The sequence below is a fragment of the Mesorhizobium sp. LjNodule214 genome, assembly GCF_964252735.1.
In the GTDB taxonomy this organism is placed as follows: domain Bacteria; phylum Pseudomonadota; class Alphaproteobacteria; order Rhizobiales; family Rhizobiaceae; genus Mesorhizobium.
This window is the reverse complement of the sequence record NZ_CAXUPE020000003.1, coordinates 1,118,954-1,138,166: the sequence shown is the minus strand read 5'-3', so window position 1 is coordinate 1,138,166 and position 19,213 is coordinate 1,118,954. Positions and strand designations below refer to the sequence as shown.

The window sequence follows — 19,213 nt, the reverse complement described above, 5'->3', positions numbered from 1 at the left end:
ATCGGAGCGCAGGCGTTATCGCCCCAGGCGACGCAATCGCCACAGGACAGGCCATGACCAGACCGATCATCGTGTTCGACCTCGACGGGACGCTGGTCGACACGGCGCCGGACCTGCTCGACAGCCTCAACCACAGTCTCGCCGCCAGCGAACTGGCCGCCGTCGACGAAGCCGGCTTCAAGCGCTACGTCGGCCATGGCGGCCGGGTGATGATCGAACGCGCCCACGCCGCGCAGCGGAAATCGCTGGCAGAGGAAGAGCACGACCGGTTGCTAAAACTGTTCCTCGACCACTACACCGACAACATTCCCGGCAAGTCGCGCCCCTACCCCGGCGTCGTCGAGGCGATCGCCCGGTTCGAGAAGGCCGGCTATCTGCTTGCCGTCTGCACCAACAAATACGAGGCGAATTCGGTGGCGCTAATCGAGGCGCTCGGTCTGGCGAAGCATTTCGCGGCGATCGCCGGCCAGGACACGTTCGCCTTCCGCAAGCCCGACCCGCGCCATCTCGTCGAGACCATCAAGCTGGCCGGCGGCGACCCGCATCGGGCGCTGATGGTCGGTGATTCGCAAACCGACATCGACACCGCCAAGGCCGCCGGCATTCCAGTGGTGGCGGTCGATTTCGGCTACACCGAACGCCATGTACGCGAATTCGAACCGTCGGCAGTGATCTCGCATTTCGACGCACTGACGCTCGATCTGGCGGAACGGCTGATCGCCGCGGCTGGCGACTGAGCGACGAAGGCTACCAAGCTCAGGCGCCTACCCGACCTTGCCCTGTTTCAGTCCTTATTGGAATGGTGGCACATCGCCTTGACTTCACAAGGCAGCCTCCCTTATATCGCGGCTCGCTTGGCCTTCGGGCAACGAGCGGGCGATTAGCTCAGCGGGAGAGCACACCCTTCACACGGGTGGGGTCGCAGGTTCAATCCCTGCATCGCCCACCATTCTACCCGCGCTGATCTGTTTTCCTTATCTCCGCTCCAGCCATTCTTCAGCCGGCGCTTTGCCCCGCCTCACGCCAGATCAACCTCCACCCAAAGCCCGCCCTCGCCCCGGGCCGCATCCCGCGGCGCATGTCGCACCGCACGGATCGATCCGGAGGGCGCGGCAAAGGCCGGTTTGCCGTTCTTGTCGCCCAGCCACTTGTCGTCGGCGCGGATCACGCGGCCGTTGGTCTTGGCGGCAAGCGCGGTCAGGATGGCGTCGTAGGGCATTTCGTGCCAGCGGACCTTCTTGGCGTCATCCTTGTTGGTCGGGATGAAGGCCGAAAGATCGGTGCTGGTCAAAAGGTCGATGCCCTGTTTTTGCGGCATGGCGTTCTGGCTGCCATGATGGGCGACCTTCAGATAGACCGTGCGCGCCATAAGATCGGCGGTCGTCACCGTCGTCTGTTCCAGTTGCCATTTCAAATCCTTCCAGCTCAGCCAGTTGCCGATCTGCGCATCGCCCGGGAACAGGAACACGTTGTTGCTGTCGGTGAACTCGAACGCCAGCACCAGGCTGGTATTGTTGACGCCGCGATCGAGTTGCAAGGCAAGGTCGGCGGCAATCCCCATCCAGTCGGCATCGATGCGGCGCCATGCCTGGTCGGGGTCCTCCGTTGGCGCCGGATGGGAGACCGGCCCCGCATAGTGCTCGCGCACAAAGGCGCCGATATCGATCCTGGGATCACTGCCCTTGTCGCCATTCAGCGCCGCCGACAATTCCGTTCCGACGTGGCGCTCGAAAGGGCTGAGCTCATCGATATAGTTTGCATCGCCGGCTCCGTCGTTCATCTTCAGCCCCGCGGCAAGCGCCCGCGTGAACGGACCGCCGCTGGCAAGCGGAAACATTTCGCCCGCCTTCTCCTCGAGCCGAAGTGCTGCCTTGTCGCGAGGCGGACCAAGCACGTAGATGCGCAGATTGGGCAAGACCTTGATCGAGAGCGGCGGCTTGCCTGGTTCGAGATAGGTTGGCTTGGTCTTCGAAAGGCTGGCCGCGGCGTCTCGCGCCGCGCGCACTTTTTCGCCGGCGGCCCCGAACTGGAAGCCGAGCACCGACTGCAACCCGTCACGAATGCCTGCCAGATGGGCGGTCGGCTCCTGCGCGGCATCGAGCCTCTGGCTCACACCTTGCAGCGCCGTCAGGGCCGAGCCCTTGAACTTGTCGAGTTCGACGGCCTGCTGGTCGGCCGGGTTTTCCGTCCATGCCATCCACACCTCTTTGACATCAAAGCCCGCGAACAGGTCCTTCGAGGTCAGGAAGCCCGAAACATGGTCCCAATGCTCATGGGTGACGACGAGGACGTCGATCTTGCCGCCGTCCGTCGCCTTCTTGATGTCAGCGACGATGTCCGCCACCAGCGCCGGGCCACCCTTGATCGACACATGAACGCCGCAGTCGATCAGCATGCGGAACAACGAGCCGTCGGGCGTTGGAAGGCTCAGCAGGTGGCAGTCGCCGATGCCCTGGCAATAGTGCCGGACCGTCACGGCAGGCTTTGCCGCCTTTGCCACTGCCGCACCCGCCGCTTCTTGCGGCCTGTTTCTTGTTGCCGGCCTCCTAGACATGGTCGTCATCTCCATCGCTGGCATGCAGGAGGGCGAAGGGCTCGGAAACCTCGTTGCCGAAATACAGCGCCCGCAGCGGCGACAGGTAGTTCGCGGTCGCGGTCTCGGCCTGGCGCTTGCGCCGTTCGAGACTGCCGGTGTTCTTGATGATCGAATAGCGGATGCGTTCCTTGCCCTCACGCGGGTCGATGATGAGCGTCGCTCCGCCGCGGAACCAGATGAAGCCGTCGCCCGCCTTCACGCCGTTCGGCATGGGCTTGCCTTCGAAATCGATCGGAATGCGTTGCTGAATGACGGCGATGACCTCGGTGCGGAACGAGCCGTCGGACTCGACGCGACGGGTCGGACGCACGCTGAGGATGCTGAAGGTGGTCTCGCCCTTTTTTGCCTTGGCCAAAAGGGTGCCGTCGTCGCGATAGCGCGGCAGGTCGGGCAGAAGTCCGAACTCCTTGTGAAGGGCCGGATGGGCGGCAAAGGTTCGGTGCATCGCCTGCCACATCGCATAGCGGTTCTTCTCATTGAGGGCGAAGATATCGGAGCGATCGAGCTTCTGGTTCCAGCCGAGGTCGATTTCGTCCAGCAGCCCTTTCAGCCAGGGAGGTGACGGATCGTCGGGCTCGCTCCAGGCAAGCGTCTCTTCCGAGATGGTGCGCACGTCGCGTGGCAGAAGCTTCCATCGGCGGAAGGATTCGATGAAGGCCAGGCGATAGTGGAGCGGATCGTCGGGGAAGGCATCGATGTCGGCCGTGATCAGGGCACGCAGATATTCGCCAAAGGTGATGTCGACGGCGGGGCAGTAATCGAGCGCGCGAATGCACATGGTCAGCATCTGCTGGGCGATCTTGGCGGTCTCGTCGGTGAGGCGCTCGACCAGGCTGGGATGCAAGGTGCCGGCCGGCAGCACGCCGGTGCCGCCGGTCGCCAACTGGATCAGGTCGTCGGTGCGGCGGTCGGCGATCGCCAGGAACGCCTGGTAGACGGCAAAGACTAGGATCGAGCCCCGGTCGTGCGGCTCGAAGGTCTTGGTGTAGTCGAGCGCGGCCATGCCGGGGCCGCCATAGTCGCGCAGCGGTCCGGCGCGGCCGCTGCCCTCGCCGAACTGCGCGGCGATGCCGGACAGCAGCGTGGCCACGGACACATCGCCCTTCGCCTTGGCAATCGCAAAGCTGACCAATTCCTTGAGGGTGAAATGCTGGAACAGCGCCACGATATCGGCAAAGGCCTCATGGAAGGCCGGCACGTCCGGGTTGGATGCTTCTTCGAAAAGACGGTGCAACCCGTCGAGCAGAGCATGCGACATCTCATGCGCGACAATGTCGCTCGACAGGCAGGAAAACACCGTCGTGCCCGGCGTGGTCACGTCGCCTTCCTTGCTCTCGGCCGGGAAATAGCCGAACAGCAACGCCTTCTTGTCGGGGCTGTAGTAGGCGTTTGCGGTGCGCAGCGCGTGCGGATAGATGCGCAGGCGCGGAACTTCATGCGCCTTCATGGCCATGCTGCCACGGCTGCCGACCTTGCCGGTATAGTGCGGGGCCCAGAGCGCGCGGCGGCCCAGAGCGCGCTCGAAATGCCCGATCGTGGTCATGGCCACGGCATAAACCATCTGCTGGTGGAACTGCGGATTGCCTTCCGAGGGCGGCAGGCCGTCCTGGGCGAGCAGGATCTTGTCGTTGAGGTCGACTGGGTCGTAGACGCGGTTGGATGCCGGATCGACGTCGATGACCTCGAGATATTCGCCGACTGGACCGCGCAGCAACGGCTTGGCCGTCGACGGCTCGTCGTCCCAGGGAACGGAAAGGGTCGCCTGGAAGACGGATATTGAATCCAGCTGCTTGGCGATGGAAGGATCGAGCGCGTAGATGCGCAGGCGGCGCTTGGGCGGCGGCAGCGCGCGCGGCTTGCGCTTGATCTGGGCCGCCGGTTTCGTCGCCGCCGGCGCAGGAGGTCTGGCGCCAGGCCGTCCCAGCGCGCCTTCGAGAAAGGTCCGCAGCGGCCCGGACGGTTTGCCGTCGTCGAGCGCGGCTTCCAGGTAGCGGTTGCGCGCGGCGGCCGAGATCTTGCTGGGGTCGACATCCGGATCGGCGATCGCCTGGTCGACCGACGCGACGCGCTGCGCCATCTGGGTCAGTTCCAGCGCCAGCATTTTTCGGTGCATGATGTCGGTGGGCGACATCGCCGCCACGGAGTTGCCGCCCCCGGTGATGAAATCCAGCCAGGCCCAGGAATATTCCGCCGGAGGCAACCTGCGGAGTTTGTTCTCGGCCGGCGGCATGACCGAGAGCGCGGCATCCGCCCGGACCACGCCCTGGCCGATCTTTTTAAGTGTCTCCGCCGCCCCCATCTTGGCCGTGGTCTTCGACGCCGCGGAAAACAGCGCGAAGCGGACCGCCTCGATGCGCATCCAGGCTTGCGAGTATTTCTTCACGACGTTCCAGTGCTCGGCCAGCCAGAGCGCCGCGGCGGCGGCGATCTGTGGCGTCGCCGCCGATGTGCCGCTGCCATCCATGTCGACGATCTTGGCGCAGTCGATCTCAGCCCACGGCACGTTCGGCGTGTACGCGCCGAGCGCGGTCTTCATCTTCGATTGCGGCCCGTAGTTGCCCTGCATCGTGCCGAAGCTCAGGCCGGAATAGGCGCGGCCATCGGCCATCACGCCGCAGGCCGCCAGAACGCGATTGTAGCGGGCCGGAAAGACGATGCTCCGCGGCGTGATCGTAAAGTTGTTGCCGGCGGCGGTGACCATCACGACGCCGTTGTCATAGGCAAGATTGACCGCATCGACCAGCGCTTGCGAGGTGAGGCCGCCCATACTCATCGACAGCACCTGCGCGCCTTTCGCGCGGGCATAGTCGATGCCTTGCACCATCGTGCCGGTGGTGAGCCGCACCACCCAGTCGGCGATGCGCACCGGGATGATGTTTGCCTGGGGGGCGGCGCCGACGAAATCCTTGAAGCCCGGCCAATTCGGCGAGGTGCCGTCGAGCTTGTTGCCGGCGAGCAGGCTGAGCGTGCCGGTGCCGTGGCCGCGATTGCTGGCGAGACCCCCTGCCGGGGCATGATCGGTGGCGTCGTTCGGGCCGGCGCCGTCATTGACGAAATTGCGCTGCTGCGCGGTGAGCAGTCCGGCGGGCAAGGTGCGATGCCCCGGATCGAAGCCGGTATCGAGATGGGCGATGGTGATCTTGGCCTGCTTGGCGCCGACCTTGGTGCGGGCCGTGGCGAACTGGCTGAAGGCCGCTCCGGCATTCCAGGCGACGACGCCCGGCATCGTCGCCTGCCCGCCTGCGGGGTCCTGGTCATCGAAGGTGCAGGCCGGACTGGCGCTCGCCGCCATGCCACGATCGCCATTGGCGTCCCTGTAGTCCCAGTGCTGGACGATGTCGGGCTCCACGGCCAGGATGTCGGGGCTGCCTGTCGCCGCGAAAGCCTGGCCCTGGCCGGCAAGGGCATGGGCATCGTCCCAGGGGTTTTCCGAACCGGCCTTGGCGCTTAGCCTGAGCCAGGTCGCGCCGCGATCGGCACCGGCGCCGAGATTGCCGCCCGAAGCGCCGGGCGGCACGCGCAGGATTGGCTCGACGTCGACCGCCCCGAGGCGCAATGACCGGCTGCCCGCGGCAAAGCCGGTGCCGTCGCCGCGCACCTTGATCAGGAGTCCCGCTGCCGTCGCCATGGCATGCTCCGCTTTCCCAATCGGTTGAAGTAGAAATCGTAGTCTCGACTGTCAGGTGCTGGCAAGTGTGGGTGGAAAAACCGCCAAACAACTTTCGCAGCGACGGCTATGTTCCAGGATCGTTTGTCATTCAAATATTGCCGATTTGCCGGCTGCATGACATTCGCGCCATTCGACAGGTGTCTCTGTGACGGACTTCACAGATCGCCGGCGGCTTCCGCACGAATGTGGCCAGGGGTTCCACTTCGGCCGGCTGCTTCAAGTTTCCCAGACTTCGAAAAGGCAGCCGCTCCAAGGCGGGTTTTTTGAGCACCTAATCATTTGCACGGCTGCCGTCTGCGCGCTCCCGGCCACCTCCCGCCGCGCGTGCAGACGGCCTTCCGTGCTTCGGCTGCGGCCTTACATGAACGCCGGGCTTTGATGATGTGCTCTCTTGCCGTAAACTTCAGTGGTTGGGGTAATTGGAAAATCGATATGGCTTTCGCCAGCGCGAACGACAGGAACGATCTGCCGCGCCTCGCACGGATCGACCCGAGCCAGTTCGACCTGCTGTTCAGCGGCTGCAAGCTGGAACGCTACGCGGCCGGCCAGCACCTGTTCGTCCAGGAAGATGCCGCCGACCGCATCTACGGCGTGATGAGCGGCACGGTGGAGATTTCGATCTACTCGCCCGGCGGGCAGAAGCTGGTGGCCAACATCGAGCTCCAGCGCAGCCTGGTTGGCGAGATCGGCGCGCTTGACGGGCGCCCGCGCACGGCAACCGCCATCTGTCTCACGGCTTGCGAGCTGGTTTCGCTTAGCCGGACTCAACTCTTTGACCGAATTGAGAAAAACCCGTCCCTGGCGCGCGCCATGATCGAGTTGTTGTGCGCGCGGCTGCGCTGGGTCAGCGGCGAGCTTGGGGACCAAGCTTTCTTCGGCATCGAGGCCAGGTTGGCCAAGCGCCTGGTGTTTCTCGCCGGCGTCATGGCCGATGACGCGGGCTGGATTCCGATCTCGCAATCGGAGCTTGGCGAGTTCCTTGGTGCAACGCGCGAGTCGGTCAACAAGACGCTCAACGACTGGCGCAACCGGCAGATCATCGCCATCAAGCGTGGCGGCCTGCGCATAACCGACAGCAAGGCGCTCACCCATATCGCCGAATCGCAGGACGACGACTGAGCGAGTCCGGGCCGAATCAGAGCCGCGATTTCAGGTAGCGCAGCGACGATCGGCTCGGCATGAAGAAGTAGCCCCCGCCCTTCGTGGTGACGAATTGCGGGATTTCCCGAAGGATCGTGACCTTCTCCCAGGACGGGATCGTGAAGTGGCCGCCCTGGTCGCGCGCACCAATCGTCGGATCCTTCTCGCCAACCAGGCCCTGAAAGGAAGTCGACGAAACCCAGGTCTGCTGGATGAATTCGTACTGGCGCTCGATGTCGGCGTTTAGGCACATGAAGAGCAGCCCCTTTTCGGCCTTTCCACTCCTACTGGCCTGCTTCTCATAGGTGCGCCCGACGCGCAGGATGCGGTGGCGCTTGCCGATATTGATCTGCGTCTCGCGGTCCTCACCAAGCGAGTCGCGCGGGTTGGAACGGCGTATGTGGGCACCGAGCGGGCAGCGATGCCCTTGCGGATCCTCGGCGCCGATGGCGAAATTGTTGTCGACTACGCGTCCCGGATGATCGGGATTGCGCACCAGCGAACTGCCGTTCTGCCAGCGGCCGAGCATCTTGGCGGCAACCCACTCCGACGTCATGGACTGATTGCCGGTTTCGTGCGCAACCCGCGCCGCGGCCCTTTTGCAATAGTCGTTGAAAATGTCGACATGCTGCTCGAATTGGCGAACGACCAGGAATGAGCCGTTGCGGCCGAAATCCCGCGGGGGTGGAGGCAGGCCCGGAATCTGCCGACTACGACGCACCTGCGACAGGATACCGCTCCGATCGCGCGAGGCGCTTACCGAGGGCGAGGCCGGATAGAAGCCGTGCTCGTCACGGTAGCCGAACAGGAACTCGCCCGGCGCGACCAGGTGCATGGGCGCGGCGCCCCTGCTGGCGCGCGTCGTGCCCCGCACGATCGGCTGCGAAATCCCATCAGCGAACCCGAAATGCTCATAAGCGGGCATGCGCTCCGACTTGTCGTCATGTTTTGCCGTGTTCGACGATTTCGTGTTCGTGTTGGTCGGGTCCCGCTTTACGGCGAGCGGCAGTTCAGCGACGACCTTCATCCCCGCCCCGGTCGTCTTTCGTTTCACGGCGGCGATCTCGGTCGCCAACCTTTCCGGTTCTTTCGCATAGCAGACGACGACCACGTCCACAGGCTTCTTCAACGACCCCCACTCCCATTCGTCGGGTGCTTCGCGGCCTCGGTCGTCCAGGATGCGCCCACGCTCGGGATTGCCCATGCCATGGCGAAAGGCAATCGGGAATGTGTCTAGCGGATCGTCGTCGACGCCCGCGTCGAGCCCAAATTGCCGCAGACCGCCGGGACCAAAGGCCACCGTCATGGCTCGCGCGGCGGGCTTGCCTTCGCCGAAACTCGTCTGTTCGATGACGAAATCGAGCCAGGCCCGGCGTTTGGACGCCGGCAATTTGTCCGGCACTCGGATCGCAATCATATGCGCATAGCCAAGCGGGCCGAACGGGCCGAAGAAGATGGACTGGATCTCGCCGGTTTCCAGTTGCTGCTCGAGAGGCGCCGGAAAGGCTGAGCTGATATTGGCCAGCAGCGAGGTCGTCTTTTGAACGGTGGTTCTTTCGCTCACCGGACGCGGTAGCGAACCAAACAGGCTCAGCCAGTCGCGCGCCTCGTTGCCGACGGCGGAAGCAATGCCGCGCCTGATCCGGGAATTCATGCGGATGCGCGTGGTGTTGAGATGGGGATAGGCGGAGTACCAGAACAGGGTCGGCACCTGCTGGCGCCGCGCCCAACGCTTGAAGCGATCGCCGTCGCGCGCGCCGTCGAGGAATAGCCAGCGTGTGCGAGGATAGCCCTCGGTGTTGCTCCACACGCCGGTCAGACCGGCGGATGCCTTGGCAATGAAGTCCTCGAGATAGCTTTCCCAGCTGCCGCCGTAGTTGGAGAAGAACATCAGTCTGTTGGAGCCCGGCAGCAGCACCCAGCGGGCGAAATGGATGGTGTTGATGGTGTTGAGAAAGCCTGGCTTGAACACCTTCTGCGCAGCTATCGAGATCAGGTAGAAGGAAAACCTGAGCGCTAGCCTACGCAGGATACCGGCCTTCATCGTCGAGATCGCGGTCAGATGGTTCTGCGCCGCGTGGTCCTCCTTGGCGAGTATCTCGTTCAAGGCAGATATTCCGATCGATGTGCTTTCCGGCCGATCCTTGTCCTCGATGCGCCGCAACGCCAGCAAGCACAAGAACACCAGCAGCGCCGCCGCAGCTAACAGTCCAAGCGCCGACAACAGAAGCGAAGTGACTGCTATGGCTATGGCGGTGAACGAGATTTCGTGGGAACCGAGGTCAATGGACCTGCCGAACACCACACTGTAAGTCATGTACCAGCAAGCAGCCCAGATGACCGCCACTGTCGCAAAAACCGGTGGCACCAGCAGGGTCGTCATGAGGGCACGGCCCCAATGACCCGAAAGCCTTTCAAGCAGGCTTTCGGCAGGCTCGAATGCCCAGCTGAACTTTCCGAGCGACCGGACATGCTGGCGGGCCTCGGCAAGCACCGCAGCAGCGTCACCATTGCCGGCACGCGGCTGCTCGACGATGTCGCGCACGGCGTCGGCGAGCTCTGCTTCGGCCAGGATGCGTCGGACCGAATGTCCGGGCGTGCCCGAAAACACCAGGCCGGCAGCGCTGCCGAATGATGGCGATATCGCGACGTTGTGCTTGCGCAGGAAGTCGTTCAGCGCGCTGCCTTCGGGCAAGCCGCAGAAATCCTTGAAAATCGGCCGCAGCTGGTGGCCAATGGCCTGCGCCAAGGCATCGATGACCTCATCGGCGGTGCCGTCGCCGGAGATTTCGAGAACGAGGGCACCTTTCTCGAGGCCTGACGCCTCATCTGTCTCGCCAGTGCCGGCAACGGCCAGGCTGGTGAAATGAATGGTGCCGGCAATGTCGAGTTCCTCGCCGACTGCCTTCGTGGCCGGATTGCCTAATGTCGCGACCCTTTCGCGTATGGCATCCAGCGAAGTGGCCCGCGTGATCGGGCAGACCACCGTCACCATCGAATGATCGACCGTGCGGCACAGCGCCGGCCGGTCGAAGTCGACCTTGAGGCTTTCCGGATAGGCGCCGACTTGCGTCATCCGCCCTGCCTTGCCGGGCGCCCGGCGCAGCCTGTCCTTCTGGAACAGGGCGCGAATGCTTTCGCCGATCTGAATCCTGGCGATCTCGGCGCCTATGCACAAATGGATGCCGTGGCCGAACACCATGTAATCGCGAAGCGGGCGCGAGGTGTCGAAGTCGTTCGGGTTTTGCACCGCTTCGGGGTCGAACATCGCCGACAGCGTTGCCGGCATCACCACCGTTCCCGCTTTCACGAGCCGCTCGCGCGGCGTGCCCCTGGCGATGGTCGCGTCACGTGAGGTATAGCGCCAGGGACCGACCCAGATCGGCTTGAAGCGCATGGCCTCCATGATCGCCCGGTCAAGCTTGCCGGTATCGTCGTCGGCTAGCGCCGCATCGACCGCCCGCCGTGCGTCTGGCCGGGACAGGATGACATCGAGGCAGTTGCTGCCGGCCAGCACATTGGTCGGGACAAAGCCGGCGATCATGCCGAGTATGATCGAATGGAGGTCGGGTTTCGACAGGCGGCCGTCGTCGAGAAGGGCGACGAGCCTCGGCAGCGGCCGCTCGTCCTTTCCTCCCCTCTCCCTGATCGCGTCGATGGAGTGGTCGATGACCTTGATCAGCCGATCGCCCGCGACCACGGCAAGCTGGCGGGTGGTGGGGCTTGCCGTCGGATCGGAAAAGAACAGCGCGCTCAATGCGATCGCCCAGTCGGCAAATTCGGGCTCGTTGTCGATCTCGAGGCCGAAATAGTCGCGGCAGATGCGCACCGGGACGATCTTCATCAGCCCGGAGATGGCGTCAAAGCCGGGGTTGGCCCGGGTCATGATGTCCTTGGAATGACGTGCGGCGATCGGCCGGACCATGGCCTCGACCTCCGCCGGCGGGAAGGCGCTCAGCACTGACGATTTCATCTGACGGTAGGCAGCGCCGTCCTGCATGCCGAGAATGAAGTTCGATCCCCGCGCCAGCTCGGCCATCTCCGGACCGTAGGGCGTCTCGAACTCGTCGCCGCGCTCAAGGATGTCGCGGACGTCGGCATTCCTGGTCACCAGCAGGAAATTGCCGAAAGCAAGGTTTGGCCAGAAGCGGCGCAGCAGCGCCAGCATCCAGCGCGGATCGCTGAAGAGATAGCCGCCGATGCGAGATGCCAGGCCGCCCTTGGAACGGAGCCGCCCGATGTCGAAGGGCGGCATTTCCGATACTGGACGCTGGCTTTTCTGGGCGGCGAGAATGGCGGCGAAATACTTGATCTTGATCATGCGCGTTCAAGCCCCCCGGCTGTCCACGTCATTGCGATACCGGCTAACCCCATGGCCTAGGTTTGCTTCGGCTGCGCGTATGTTAAGTTCTTCACAGTCACGCTTGTTCTACCACTTGTCAGCAGCGAAATCATTTGCCCGACTTGGCCGCTTCGAAATTGCCGATAAGGAATTCGTTCGCTGCCTTGTCGACGAAAGGTATCCAGCGCACCCGTTGGTAGGAGAAATCCGGGTGCCTTGTCGTGAAAATGGCCAGCTCCCGTCGGGCTTCATCCGTGCGGCCGCTGCGCCCCAAGGCGCCGATCTTGAGGAACCTGGCGTAGAAGTAGCCAGGCGACAGGTTGAGCGAGCGAACCGCGATGGCGATCGCGGCCGGCCAGTCCTCGACGAAACTGTAGGCGACCGCCAGTTCCCCCAGATTGTGGAACCTGTAGAGATCGAAGGGGCTCAATCGCTCGGCGTCGAGAAAAAACGGTATCGCGCCGGCGGCATCGCCGAGCAGCAGGCGGGCGCTGCCCATCGCCGAGCTTGCGAAGGCAAAGCTCGGATTGATATGGATCGCTTCCTCCAGATGTTCGACCGCGGCCCGCGGCTCTCCCCTCATAATGTCGATCGCGCCGAGATGGGCGTGCGGGCGTGCGTCCAGGCTATCCATGAGCAAGGCCTTGCGCGCATATTGCTCGACCTTCTCCAGATCGTCACTGTCGCCGAAACGCAGCCACGCCCGCCAGAAATACCACCATGCGAGCTCATTCAGCACGGCGCTCGAATTCGGGTCTTCCCGATAGGCCTTTTCGAAGAAATCCAGCGCGATTTCAGTGTCGCCGCGGGTGCGCCGGTTCATGTGCCAGCGGCCGCGCCGCACCAATTGCCAGGTCTCCAGGCTTTCCCAGGGCACCTGGAAGGTGCGCGCCTGCTCTGCCCGGTCGACTTCCTTGTCGAGTATGGAGACGATCTCGCTGCCGATCTGGTCGCGCAGGTTGAAGATGTCGACGAGGTTGCGATCGAAGCGCTGCGACCACACCAGGCGCCCGTTCGAGGTGTCTGCAAGCGACGTGTTGAGGCGGATTTGCCCGCCATTGCGTGTCAGCGTCCCGCTGACGATGTAGCGCGCGCCGAGCGCGTTGCCGATCACCCGCGTTCCCAGGCTGTCGTCGCGGAACTGGAAGCTGGAGCTCTTGGCGATCACCGAAAGCCATCTGGTGTTGGAGAGGCCGTAGATGATGTCCTCGGCAATGCCGTCCGCCATGTAGCCGACGTCGTGCTCGCCGCCGTCGCCGGCAAACGGCAGCACCGCGATCGCCGGTGGGCCCTTGGGCGAGAGCATCCGCTGGCCAAGGGGTGACGACATGGCGGCCAGCGGCGCCATGGGCGCGGAGCCGTTGCCGCCGCGGCCGGCAATCAGGACGCGAACCGGCAGCGCGATGTTCTTCAGCATGAATTCGCCAAGATCGGTGAATTCGGCCGTCGTCTTGTCCTTCACGTGGTGCCAGGTGGTCTCGGAGATGGCGAGCCCGTCATGCGGGGCGAGTTCTTGCAGCCTGGCGGCGATGTTGACGTCGTCGCCATAGAGGCGGCCTTCGCGCACGATGACGTCGCCGGTGTTGATGCCGGCACGAAAGGGCATGCGCATGTCTTGCGCTGCCGATGCATTGAGCGCCACGATCCGGCCCTGGAAATCGAAGGCGGCACGCAAGGCTTCGATCGGACTGCCGAATTCGGCCATGACGCTGTCGCCGGCATCGCCGAAGGTGCGGCCACCAAACGCCCCACAGCTATCGGCGATGATGTCGCGCCGTTCCTCGAACGCGGCGACCGCCAACTCGTCGTCGATACCCATCAGCCGTGAAAATCCAACGGCATCGATGGAAATGATTGTCGCCAGCTGACGGGTGTAGTTCCGTTCAGCCATATTGGAGCCCCCCGGTCCCTTCTGGTCCTGTCCAACACAGGCGACTGCCCGCTCTTGGGCACTTCGCCGCGTTGTTGAATGAAGATTCAGACAGGCCGGCGCGCAGATACCGCCCTGTCATGGCAGGAAGTCTAGCAGGGTCACAGCAAAAGCTCCACCACGATCAGCTAATGTATCGCACAGCGCGGCTCCGTCACGGTTGGCTGTCGGTTATCTGAGATCTCGGATAGGGCATTTGCCCTTACGCATTGAAATTCAATGGCATTCATAGATTGCAGCTGCAGCGATTGGGTGCGGTTTCTTATGATCCCGGATCGCAGTTGCAAACAATGGTGGTGCAGCGGTCCGAGCCTGCCCTTGGCGCGCCGGAACAAACCGGCCTGGAAGCGAGTTTCCAACGCATCAGGCCAACATGAAATGAGGGCACTCATGCGCATCGTTCTTCTGGCGACCAGCCTGGCGGTTTTTCTCGTGAGCGGATCGGCTTTCGCGGCCGACGAAAAGCCACTGCCCCCGCCCAATGCCAAGAAGCTGTCGGAGATCATCGCCAAGGTCGAGCAGCGCAACGACTTCCGCTATGTGAAGGAGATCGACTGGGATAGCGGCGTCTATACCGTCACCTACTATACGAGCGACAAGGCGAAAGTCGAAATCTCCTACGATCCGGTGACCGGCGAGACGAAATAGGATCGCCAACGCGCTGCGGACCTATGGCACGGCGCCATATGGCTCTTGCGCCGGCACATCTTTGATGGCTGACTGCGGCTCCGCAGTTGCGGGCACGGGGGTGCATGGCGGTGGTAAAGCACGTATCGAAGCGCGTCCTGATGATGCTCGCCGGCTATCTGGTGGCGGTTCTGGTAGGGCTGTTCGCGGTGGTGGCGATCTACGCCATACTGAGTTCGCTGCCCAACGCGCCTGAATATTTCAGCGTCGTGGGCGTTAGCCCGATCGCGGCAGTGCTGGTGCCGCCGCTCGGCATGTTCATCTATTTCCTGACGATCATATTGACCGGGATGCAGACGCTTGTCTTCGCGCTGATCGCCGAATTCTTCTCGCTGCGCAATGCCCTGCTGCACATGATGTTCGGCGCCATCGCGGCGGTCGCCGGATTCGCCCTGATCTGGCCGGGCGCGTCGGAAAATCCGGAGCGCTGGGCCGATATGGGCATCATCGGCACGGCGGGTGTCGTGGCCGGCCTGGTCTATTGGCTGATTGCCGGGCGCGACGCCGGTTTCCGGCGTCCGCACTTCGAGCGAGCTTGAGCCAGGCCCGAGGGCAGGCTTTATCGAGACAGGCTTCAGCTCGCCGGTGAGCGAACCGCCTCGGTCGCGTCCAGCGCCTGCATCAGCCTTGTGTCGCGGTCGTAGACGTCGCCGAAATATTCGACGTTGCCGGACATGTCGGGCCAGGCGGTGAAATAGGCGACATAGACCGGGATGGTCCGCGTCACATTCTCGGTCGAATGCCCGTGCTTCAGCTTCTCGACGACATAGTCGACCGAGGTGCCGAGCACCGCAGCCGCCATGCCGCGCGGATCCTGCAGCCGGACGCAGCCGTGGCTGAGCGCGCGCATGTCGCGCTCGAAGAACGACTTCTGCGGCGTGTCATGCATGTAGATGGCGTGCTTGTTGGGGAACAGGATCTTCAGCTCGCCGAGCGCATTGGCTTCGCTTGGCAGCTGGCGCACGCTGTAGGGGATGTTGGCGCCGTAGCCACCCCAATTAACCGCCGATGACGGGACGCGCCTGCCGCGCGAATCCGTGACTTCGTAACCGGCGCGATCGAGATAGCCCGGATCGTTGCGCAGCCTTGGCAGCATCTCGTTGACGATGATCGATTGCGGCACGCCCCAGTAGGGATGGAAATCGACCTGCTTGATCTCCTTGTAGAAGAAGGCGGTCTGGTTGGTCGTCCGGCCGATGACCACGCGGGTCTTCAGCTTGACCTCGCCATTGTCGATATAGCTTGCGGTGAAGGCCGGCTGGTTGATGAAGACGCGCGGACTGCCGAGGTCGGAAGGCAGCCAGCGCAGTTCCTCCAGCGCCACCTCCACTTTCCCGATCTTGTCGGCCTTGGACGTGCCGGCGAGCGACGCGACCGTGCGCGGGCCGATGACACCGTCGCCTTTCATGCCGGCCCGCTTCTGCACCGCCTTGATGACCGGCACCAGCTCGGGGTCATAGATCTCGCTCTTGCCGAGTCTGGCCAGCACCTCGCCATAGTCGCCGCCCATCTCGTCGTCGAGATTGCGCGCGATCAACGTCAGCAGCTTCGGCAGTTCAGGACTGGTTTCGCCGGGTTTCAGCAAGAGCTTGGGATCGACGACGATCTCGTTCTCCTCGCTGGCCTGGAGCGCTTCCAACTCGACCCGCAGTGCCTGGTATTCAGGGTTTTGCGGATGCCGCGATTCGAGATAGGTGCGGACTTCCCGCGTATGCGCGAGCGTTTTCAGCACGCCTTCCATGTCGAGCGGCTTCGGCGGAAAATCATAGTAGCCGGTCATGCGGTTGGGGTCGACGCGGCCGCTCTGGGCGTCATGGGCGTAGCGCAGCACGCGTGCCGACAGCGCCATCTCGAAGCGGACGAGTTCTTTCAGGCGCTCGTCGGGAGTGGCAGACGCCGCGGCGGCGGCCGGAACGTCGACCGTATAGTCGGCCGGCGTCAGGCCGTAGCTCGCGGCCTCGCCAAGCACCCGCACCGCATCCTGCGCGCGGCTGTTGGGAGCAGTTCCGCTTACCCAGATGAAATCCGGATTGGCCGAGTAATAGGCGATCAGCGCCTTGGCGATATCCGGTTCGGCATAAAGCTCATAGTCGCTGAGACCGGCGATCGCTTCGGCGAAGGCATTGCCGGTGACGGACGGCACGAATGCGGCGTCCTGCGGTGCCGCGGGCTGCGGTTTCGGCATCAGCGCGGCGAAGTCGACACGCACCAGCCGGTCGGCCTTGTAGGTATAATAGGATGGGCCGCTGATCCTGGTGCCGCCACCGCCACCGGTATCGGGTTTTGGCTTCGGCTTGTATTTGGGTGGCGGCGGGAACTCGCCTTGCGGATTATGGCGAACGCCCCCGCCGAAAAGCATGTCGAACAGGCCCTGCGCGCTGGCTTGCGGCACGACAATGGCCAGCGTTGCCGCGACCGCAAGCGGCATTACGGCGGCTCTGTTTCCGAAGATATTCATGGATCACCCGCTCCGGTTGCAACCGGCTCCCGTTCCGCGCCGCTAGACGATCTTGCCAACCGCATGGCGGATGTAAGGCGCGACTATACCGATTCATACCGATTTCGTTAAGCTTCCATAAATTTCGAGGGGTCTGTTGCAGAACCGTTTCACAAGTTTGTGACGGTCGGAGCGAATTCGTGTCTGCTCCGGCCGGTTGAAACCGGGTTGCGTCAGGCGTTGGCGCCGCCATCGATGGTCAGCGCGGCGCCGGTGACGAATCGGCCCTCGGGCCCCGCCAGCCAGGCGACCATGCCGGCGATCTCCTCGGCCTTGCCGAATCGGGGAGTCGCCATCTTCCGCCGCTGATGCTCGCTCACGGCAGCCGGAGCAATAGCGGCATGGAAGGCAATGGCCGGCGCCGACCCTGCGTGACAAATGCCGGCCATTGTGCTGGAAATCCCGTTGGCCGAAAACGAGCGGTCGGGAAGGACGTGGCGGTGAAAAAAGGATATCGCGAGCTGCTGGACGAGGCCAATGCCGCGATCGAGGTGATGTCGCCGGAGGAAGCGGCCGGGTTGCTCGATGACGAAGGCACCGTCTTCGTCGACCTGCGCGATCCCCGCGAGGTCGAGCGCGACGGCAAGATCCCGGGCGCGAAGCATGTCACGCGCGGCATGCTGGAATTCTGGATCGATCCGGAAAGCCCCTACCACAAGCCGTTCTTCGCCACGGGTAGGAGTTTCGTGTTCTTCTGCGCCGGCGGTTGGCGATCGGCGCTGGCCACCAAGACGGCGCAGGACATGGGGCTTGCGCCGGTCAAGCATATTCTCGGCGGCTACACCGCCTGGAAGGCGGCCGGGCTGCCGGTCGAGCCCGGGCAAAGGAAGAAGTAGAATTTAGTGCAGAGCTACCGGCTCGCGCTCGCCGGCAACGAAGCCGACGGCGCGCTCGACCACGCCCTTGTCGGCGAGGATGCGACGGTGGCCAAGCCCGTCTGCCCAATGAAGCCTGACATGATCGCCGGCGCCGGCATAGCGCCTGGCATGATCGGCGGAGACCTCTCGGTCGTCGGGCGCGTGGATGACCAGCGTCGGCACCGGCGCCTGGGAAAGCTGACGATCGCCGGTGAATTCGCGCAACGGCCGGCCGGATAGTTTTTCGACCCGGTCGGCCATGGCGACCTGCGAACGCGGGCCGACATTGAGCATGCGGCTGAAGTCGTCGAAGATCGCCGGCAGCGAACTCGGCGCCGCGATGAGCACCAGCCGCTCGGCCGCCACCGGCTGGACACCTTTGACGGAACCGGCGACGGCGTTGGCGGCGACGGCGCCGCCGAAGGAATGGCCAACGATCACCGCGAAGGGGCCGAACCATTCGCCGGCAACCCGCGCCGCATCGACCGCGTTGACCATGTTCAGGCGGCGGCCTTGCGACTGGCCGTGGCCCGGCAGGTCGAGCGAGACGACCCTGTAGCCGGCATTGCGATAGCCTTCGATCAACGCGCGCATATATTCGGTGCGTGAGCGCCAGCCATGGATGACAAGCACGGTGCCTTGAGCCGCCCTGCCTGGCTCGGGCCGGAATTCATGCAGCATGACGCAGCCGGTCCTGGTCTTCAGCCGGTGATGGCGCGCCTCGGTCATGAAGGCGGCGGCGCGATCGACGGCGCGGCGCTCGCCGTCGCTGAGAGCCTTGACGTTGGGCGTGCGGCAGAACAATTCGAACGCGGCGCGGCCGCTGAGACGCGGTGCCACATGCTCGGCAGCGCCGAACACCCCCCGGATGACCTTCAATCCAAATGATGCCATAGTGGCGATCCATCCATTCGTTCAAGCATGAACATAATAGTTCAAACATGAACATTAAGCAAGAGCTGCCTTGGGACAACCCGCGTTTTCGCAACTGGGTCGCGGTGGCGCGCGCCTGCCATGTGCTGGAGCGTACGCTGGCGATGAAGCTGGCGCCGCTGGATCTCAAGCCGGCGCAGCTCGACGTGCTGATGAACCTCTATCGCCATCCCGGCATGTCGCAGCACGATCTTGCCCGCAAGCTCCTGGTCGGCCGTTCCAACATCACCATGCTGTTGCCGCAGCTCGAAACGCGCGGCCTGCTGCGCCGCGAAGGCGACGAGAAGGACAAGCGGGTGCTGCGGCTGACGCTGACCAATGAGGGCGAGGCCCTGCTGATGCAGGCGCTGAAGATCCATATGGCGCTGATCGAGAAAGCGATGAGCCAGTCGACGCCGGAGCAGTGCGACTTGATCGGCGAGCAGATGCGCAAGATCTATGAGGTGCTGAAGGACGCGTGACGTGTGTCGGTATTCAGGTGAAGTCGGCCTGCAAACGGCGGTTTCCTGCGCTTCCGGTGCTCACGTGCTTCAAGTACGCTGCGCTCCGTTCTCGGAAACC

The 19,213-nt window shown here is 63.7% G+C and carries 13 protein-coding genes and 1 tRNA gene; 7 read left to right on the top strand and 7 right to left on the bottom strand.

Features of this window, described 5'->3' with window-relative positions:
* Positions 1 to 53: 53 nt before the first annotated feature.
* Both ACSQ3Z_RS30955 and ACSQ3Z_RS30950 read left to right on the top strand, forming a co-directional pair.
* Positions 54 to 737, top strand: a complete 684-nt coding sequence (locus ACSQ3Z_RS30955) for a phosphoglycolate phosphatase (protein WP_436175010.1) — start codon at positions 54 to 56, stop codon at positions 735 to 737.
* 137 nt (positions 738 to 874) lie between these two features.
* Positions 875 to 949, top strand: a tRNA-Val gene (locus ACSQ3Z_RS30950).
* 69 nt (positions 950 to 1,018) lie between these two features.
* On the opposite strand, the gene ACSQ3Z_RS30945 is transcribed toward ACSQ3Z_RS30950, so the two are convergent.
* Both ACSQ3Z_RS30945 and ACSQ3Z_RS30940 read right to left on the bottom strand, forming a co-directional pair.
* Positions 1,019 to 2,554, bottom strand: coding sequence for a hypothetical protein (locus ACSQ3Z_RS30945; protein ID WP_436175009.1), 1,536 nt, complete (start codon positions 2,552 to 2,554; stop codon positions 1,019 to 1,021).
* Positions 2,547 to 6,224 carry a S8 family serine peptidase gene (locus tag ACSQ3Z_RS30940; protein ID WP_436175008.1) on the bottom strand — a complete coding sequence of 1,226 codons (3,678 nt, stop codon included), beginning with the start codon at positions 6,222 to 6,224 and terminating at the stop codon, positions 2,547 to 2,549. Before ACSQ3Z_RS30940 ends, ACSQ3Z_RS30945 begins: the two co-directional genes overlap by 8 nt.
* A gap of 474 nt (positions 6,225 to 6,698) precedes the next feature.
* Between ACSQ3Z_RS30940 and ACSQ3Z_RS30935 the strand changes: the two genes are divergently transcribed.
* On the top strand, positions 6,699 to 7,385 hold the full coding sequence (locus tag ACSQ3Z_RS30935; protein ID WP_436175193.1) for a Crp/Fnr family transcriptional regulator: 687 nt from the start codon (positions 6,699 to 6,701) through the stop codon (positions 7,383 to 7,385).
* Between the two features lie 16 nt (positions 7,386 to 7,401).
* Here the strand turns inward: ACSQ3Z_RS30935 and ACSQ3Z_RS30930 are convergent, their stop codons facing one another.
* Both ACSQ3Z_RS30930 and ACSQ3Z_RS30925 read right to left on the bottom strand, forming a co-directional pair.
* Positions 7,402 to 11,727, bottom strand: coding sequence for a cytochrome P450 (locus tag ACSQ3Z_RS30930; RefSeq protein WP_436175007.1), 4,326 nt, complete (start codon positions 11,725 to 11,727; stop codon positions 7,402 to 7,404).
* Positions 11,728 to 11,857: 130 nt separating this feature from the next.
* Positions 11,858 to 13,639, bottom strand: a complete 1,782-nt coding sequence (locus ACSQ3Z_RS30925) for an adenylate/guanylate cyclase domain-containing protein (RefSeq protein WP_436175006.1) — start codon at positions 13,637 to 13,639, stop codon at positions 11,858 to 11,860.
* A gap of 429 nt (positions 13,640 to 14,068) precedes the next feature.
* On the opposite strand from ACSQ3Z_RS30925, the gene ACSQ3Z_RS30920 reads away from it, so the two are divergent.
* Positions 14,069 to 14,326 (top strand): PepSY domain-containing protein, encoded by a 258-nt coding sequence (locus ACSQ3Z_RS30920; protein ID WP_436175005.1) that lies wholly within the window; start codon positions 14,069 to 14,071, stop codon positions 14,324 to 14,326.
* A gap of 104 nt (positions 14,327 to 14,430) precedes the next feature.
* Entirely contained in the window at positions 14,431 to 14,904 is a 474-nt protein-coding gene (locus ACSQ3Z_RS30915) for a hypothetical protein (RefSeq protein ID WP_436175004.1), read from the top strand.
* Positions 14,905 to 14,939: 35 nt separating this feature from the next.
* Here the strand turns inward: ACSQ3Z_RS30915 and ACSQ3Z_RS30910 are convergent, their stop codons facing one another.
* The gene (locus ACSQ3Z_RS30910) at positions 14,940 to 16,823 is read right to left on the bottom strand and encodes a L,D-transpeptidase family protein (RefSeq protein ID WP_436175003.1); all 1,884 of its coding nucleotides are present in this window, start codon (positions 16,821 to 16,823) and stop codon (positions 14,940 to 14,942) included.
* Between the two features lie 212 nt (positions 16,824 to 17,035).
* A complete protein-coding gene (locus tag ACSQ3Z_RS30905; protein WP_436175002.1) occupies positions 17,036 to 17,251 on the bottom strand; it encodes an SDR family oxidoreductase in 216 nt (71 codons plus the stop codon).
* A 51-nt stretch (positions 17,252 to 17,302) separates the two neighbouring features.
* Between ACSQ3Z_RS30905 and ACSQ3Z_RS30900 the strand changes: the two genes are divergently transcribed.
* Complete coding sequence (locus ACSQ3Z_RS30900) at positions 17,303 to 17,698, top strand: rhodanese-like domain-containing protein (protein WP_436175001.1); 396 nt, start codon at positions 17,303 to 17,305, stop codon at positions 17,696 to 17,698.
* 3 nt (positions 17,699 to 17,701) lie between these two features.
* Here the strand turns inward: ACSQ3Z_RS30900 and ACSQ3Z_RS30895 are convergent, their stop codons facing one another.
* Positions 17,702 to 18,613, bottom strand: coding sequence for an alpha/beta hydrolase (locus ACSQ3Z_RS30895; RefSeq protein WP_436175000.1), 912 nt, complete (start codon positions 18,611 to 18,613; stop codon positions 17,702 to 17,704).
* A gap of 47 nt (positions 18,614 to 18,660) precedes the next feature.
* Here ACSQ3Z_RS30895 and ACSQ3Z_RS30890 point away from each other — a divergent pair, with 47 nt between their 5' ends.
* Positions 18,661 to 19,113 (top strand): MarR family winged helix-turn-helix transcriptional regulator, encoded by a 453-nt coding sequence (locus ACSQ3Z_RS30890; protein ID WP_436174999.1) that lies wholly within the window; start codon positions 18,661 to 18,663, stop codon positions 19,111 to 19,113.
* Positions 19,114 to 19,213 lie beyond the last annotated feature (100 nt).

Excerpts from the sequence above, each read along its gene's own strand:
- ACSQ3Z_RS30955 (WP_436175010.1), top strand. The coding sequence starts at position 54 with ATGACCAGACCGATCATCGTGTTCGACCTCGACGGGACGCTGGTCGAC.
- ACSQ3Z_RS30945 (WP_436175009.1), bottom strand. The coding sequence starts at position 2,554 with ATGTCTAGGAGGCCGGCAACAAGAAACAGGCCGCAAGAAGCGGCGGGT.
- ACSQ3Z_RS30940 (WP_436175008.1), bottom strand. The coding sequence starts at position 6,224 with ATGGCGACGGCAGCGGGACTCCTGATCAAGGTGCGCGGCGACGGCACC.
- ACSQ3Z_RS30935 (WP_436175193.1), top strand. The coding sequence starts at position 6,699 with ATGGCTTTCGCCAGCGCGAACGACAGGAACGATCTGCCGCGCCTCGCA.
- ACSQ3Z_RS30930 (WP_436175007.1), bottom strand. The coding sequence starts at position 11,727 with ATGATCAAGATCAAGTATTTCGCCGCCATTCTCGCCGCCCAGAAAAGC.
- ACSQ3Z_RS30925 (WP_436175006.1), bottom strand. The coding sequence starts at position 13,639 with ATGGCTGAACGGAACTACACCCGTCAGCTGGCGACAATCATTTCCATC.
- ACSQ3Z_RS30920 (WP_436175005.1), top strand. The coding sequence starts at position 14,069 with ATGCGCATCGTTCTTCTGGCGACCAGCCTGGCGGTTTTTCTCGTGAGC.
- ACSQ3Z_RS30915 (WP_436175004.1), top strand. The coding sequence starts at position 14,431 with ATGGCGGTGGTAAAGCACGTATCGAAGCGCGTCCTGATGATGCTCGCC.
- ACSQ3Z_RS30910 (WP_436175003.1), bottom strand. The coding sequence starts at position 16,823 with ATGAATATCTTCGGAAACAGAGCCGCCGTAATGCCGCTTGCGGTCGCG.
- ACSQ3Z_RS30905 (WP_436175002.1), bottom strand. The coding sequence starts at position 17,251 with ATGGCCGGCATTTGTCACGCAGGGTCGGCGCCGGCCATTGCCTTCCAT.
- ACSQ3Z_RS30895 (WP_436175000.1), bottom strand. The coding sequence starts at position 18,613 with ATGGCATCATTTGGATTGAAGGTCATCCGGGGGGTGTTCGGCGCTGCC.
- ACSQ3Z_RS30890 (WP_436174999.1), top strand. The coding sequence starts at position 18,661 with ATGAACATTAAGCAAGAGCTGCCTTGGGACAACCCGCGTTTTCGCAAC.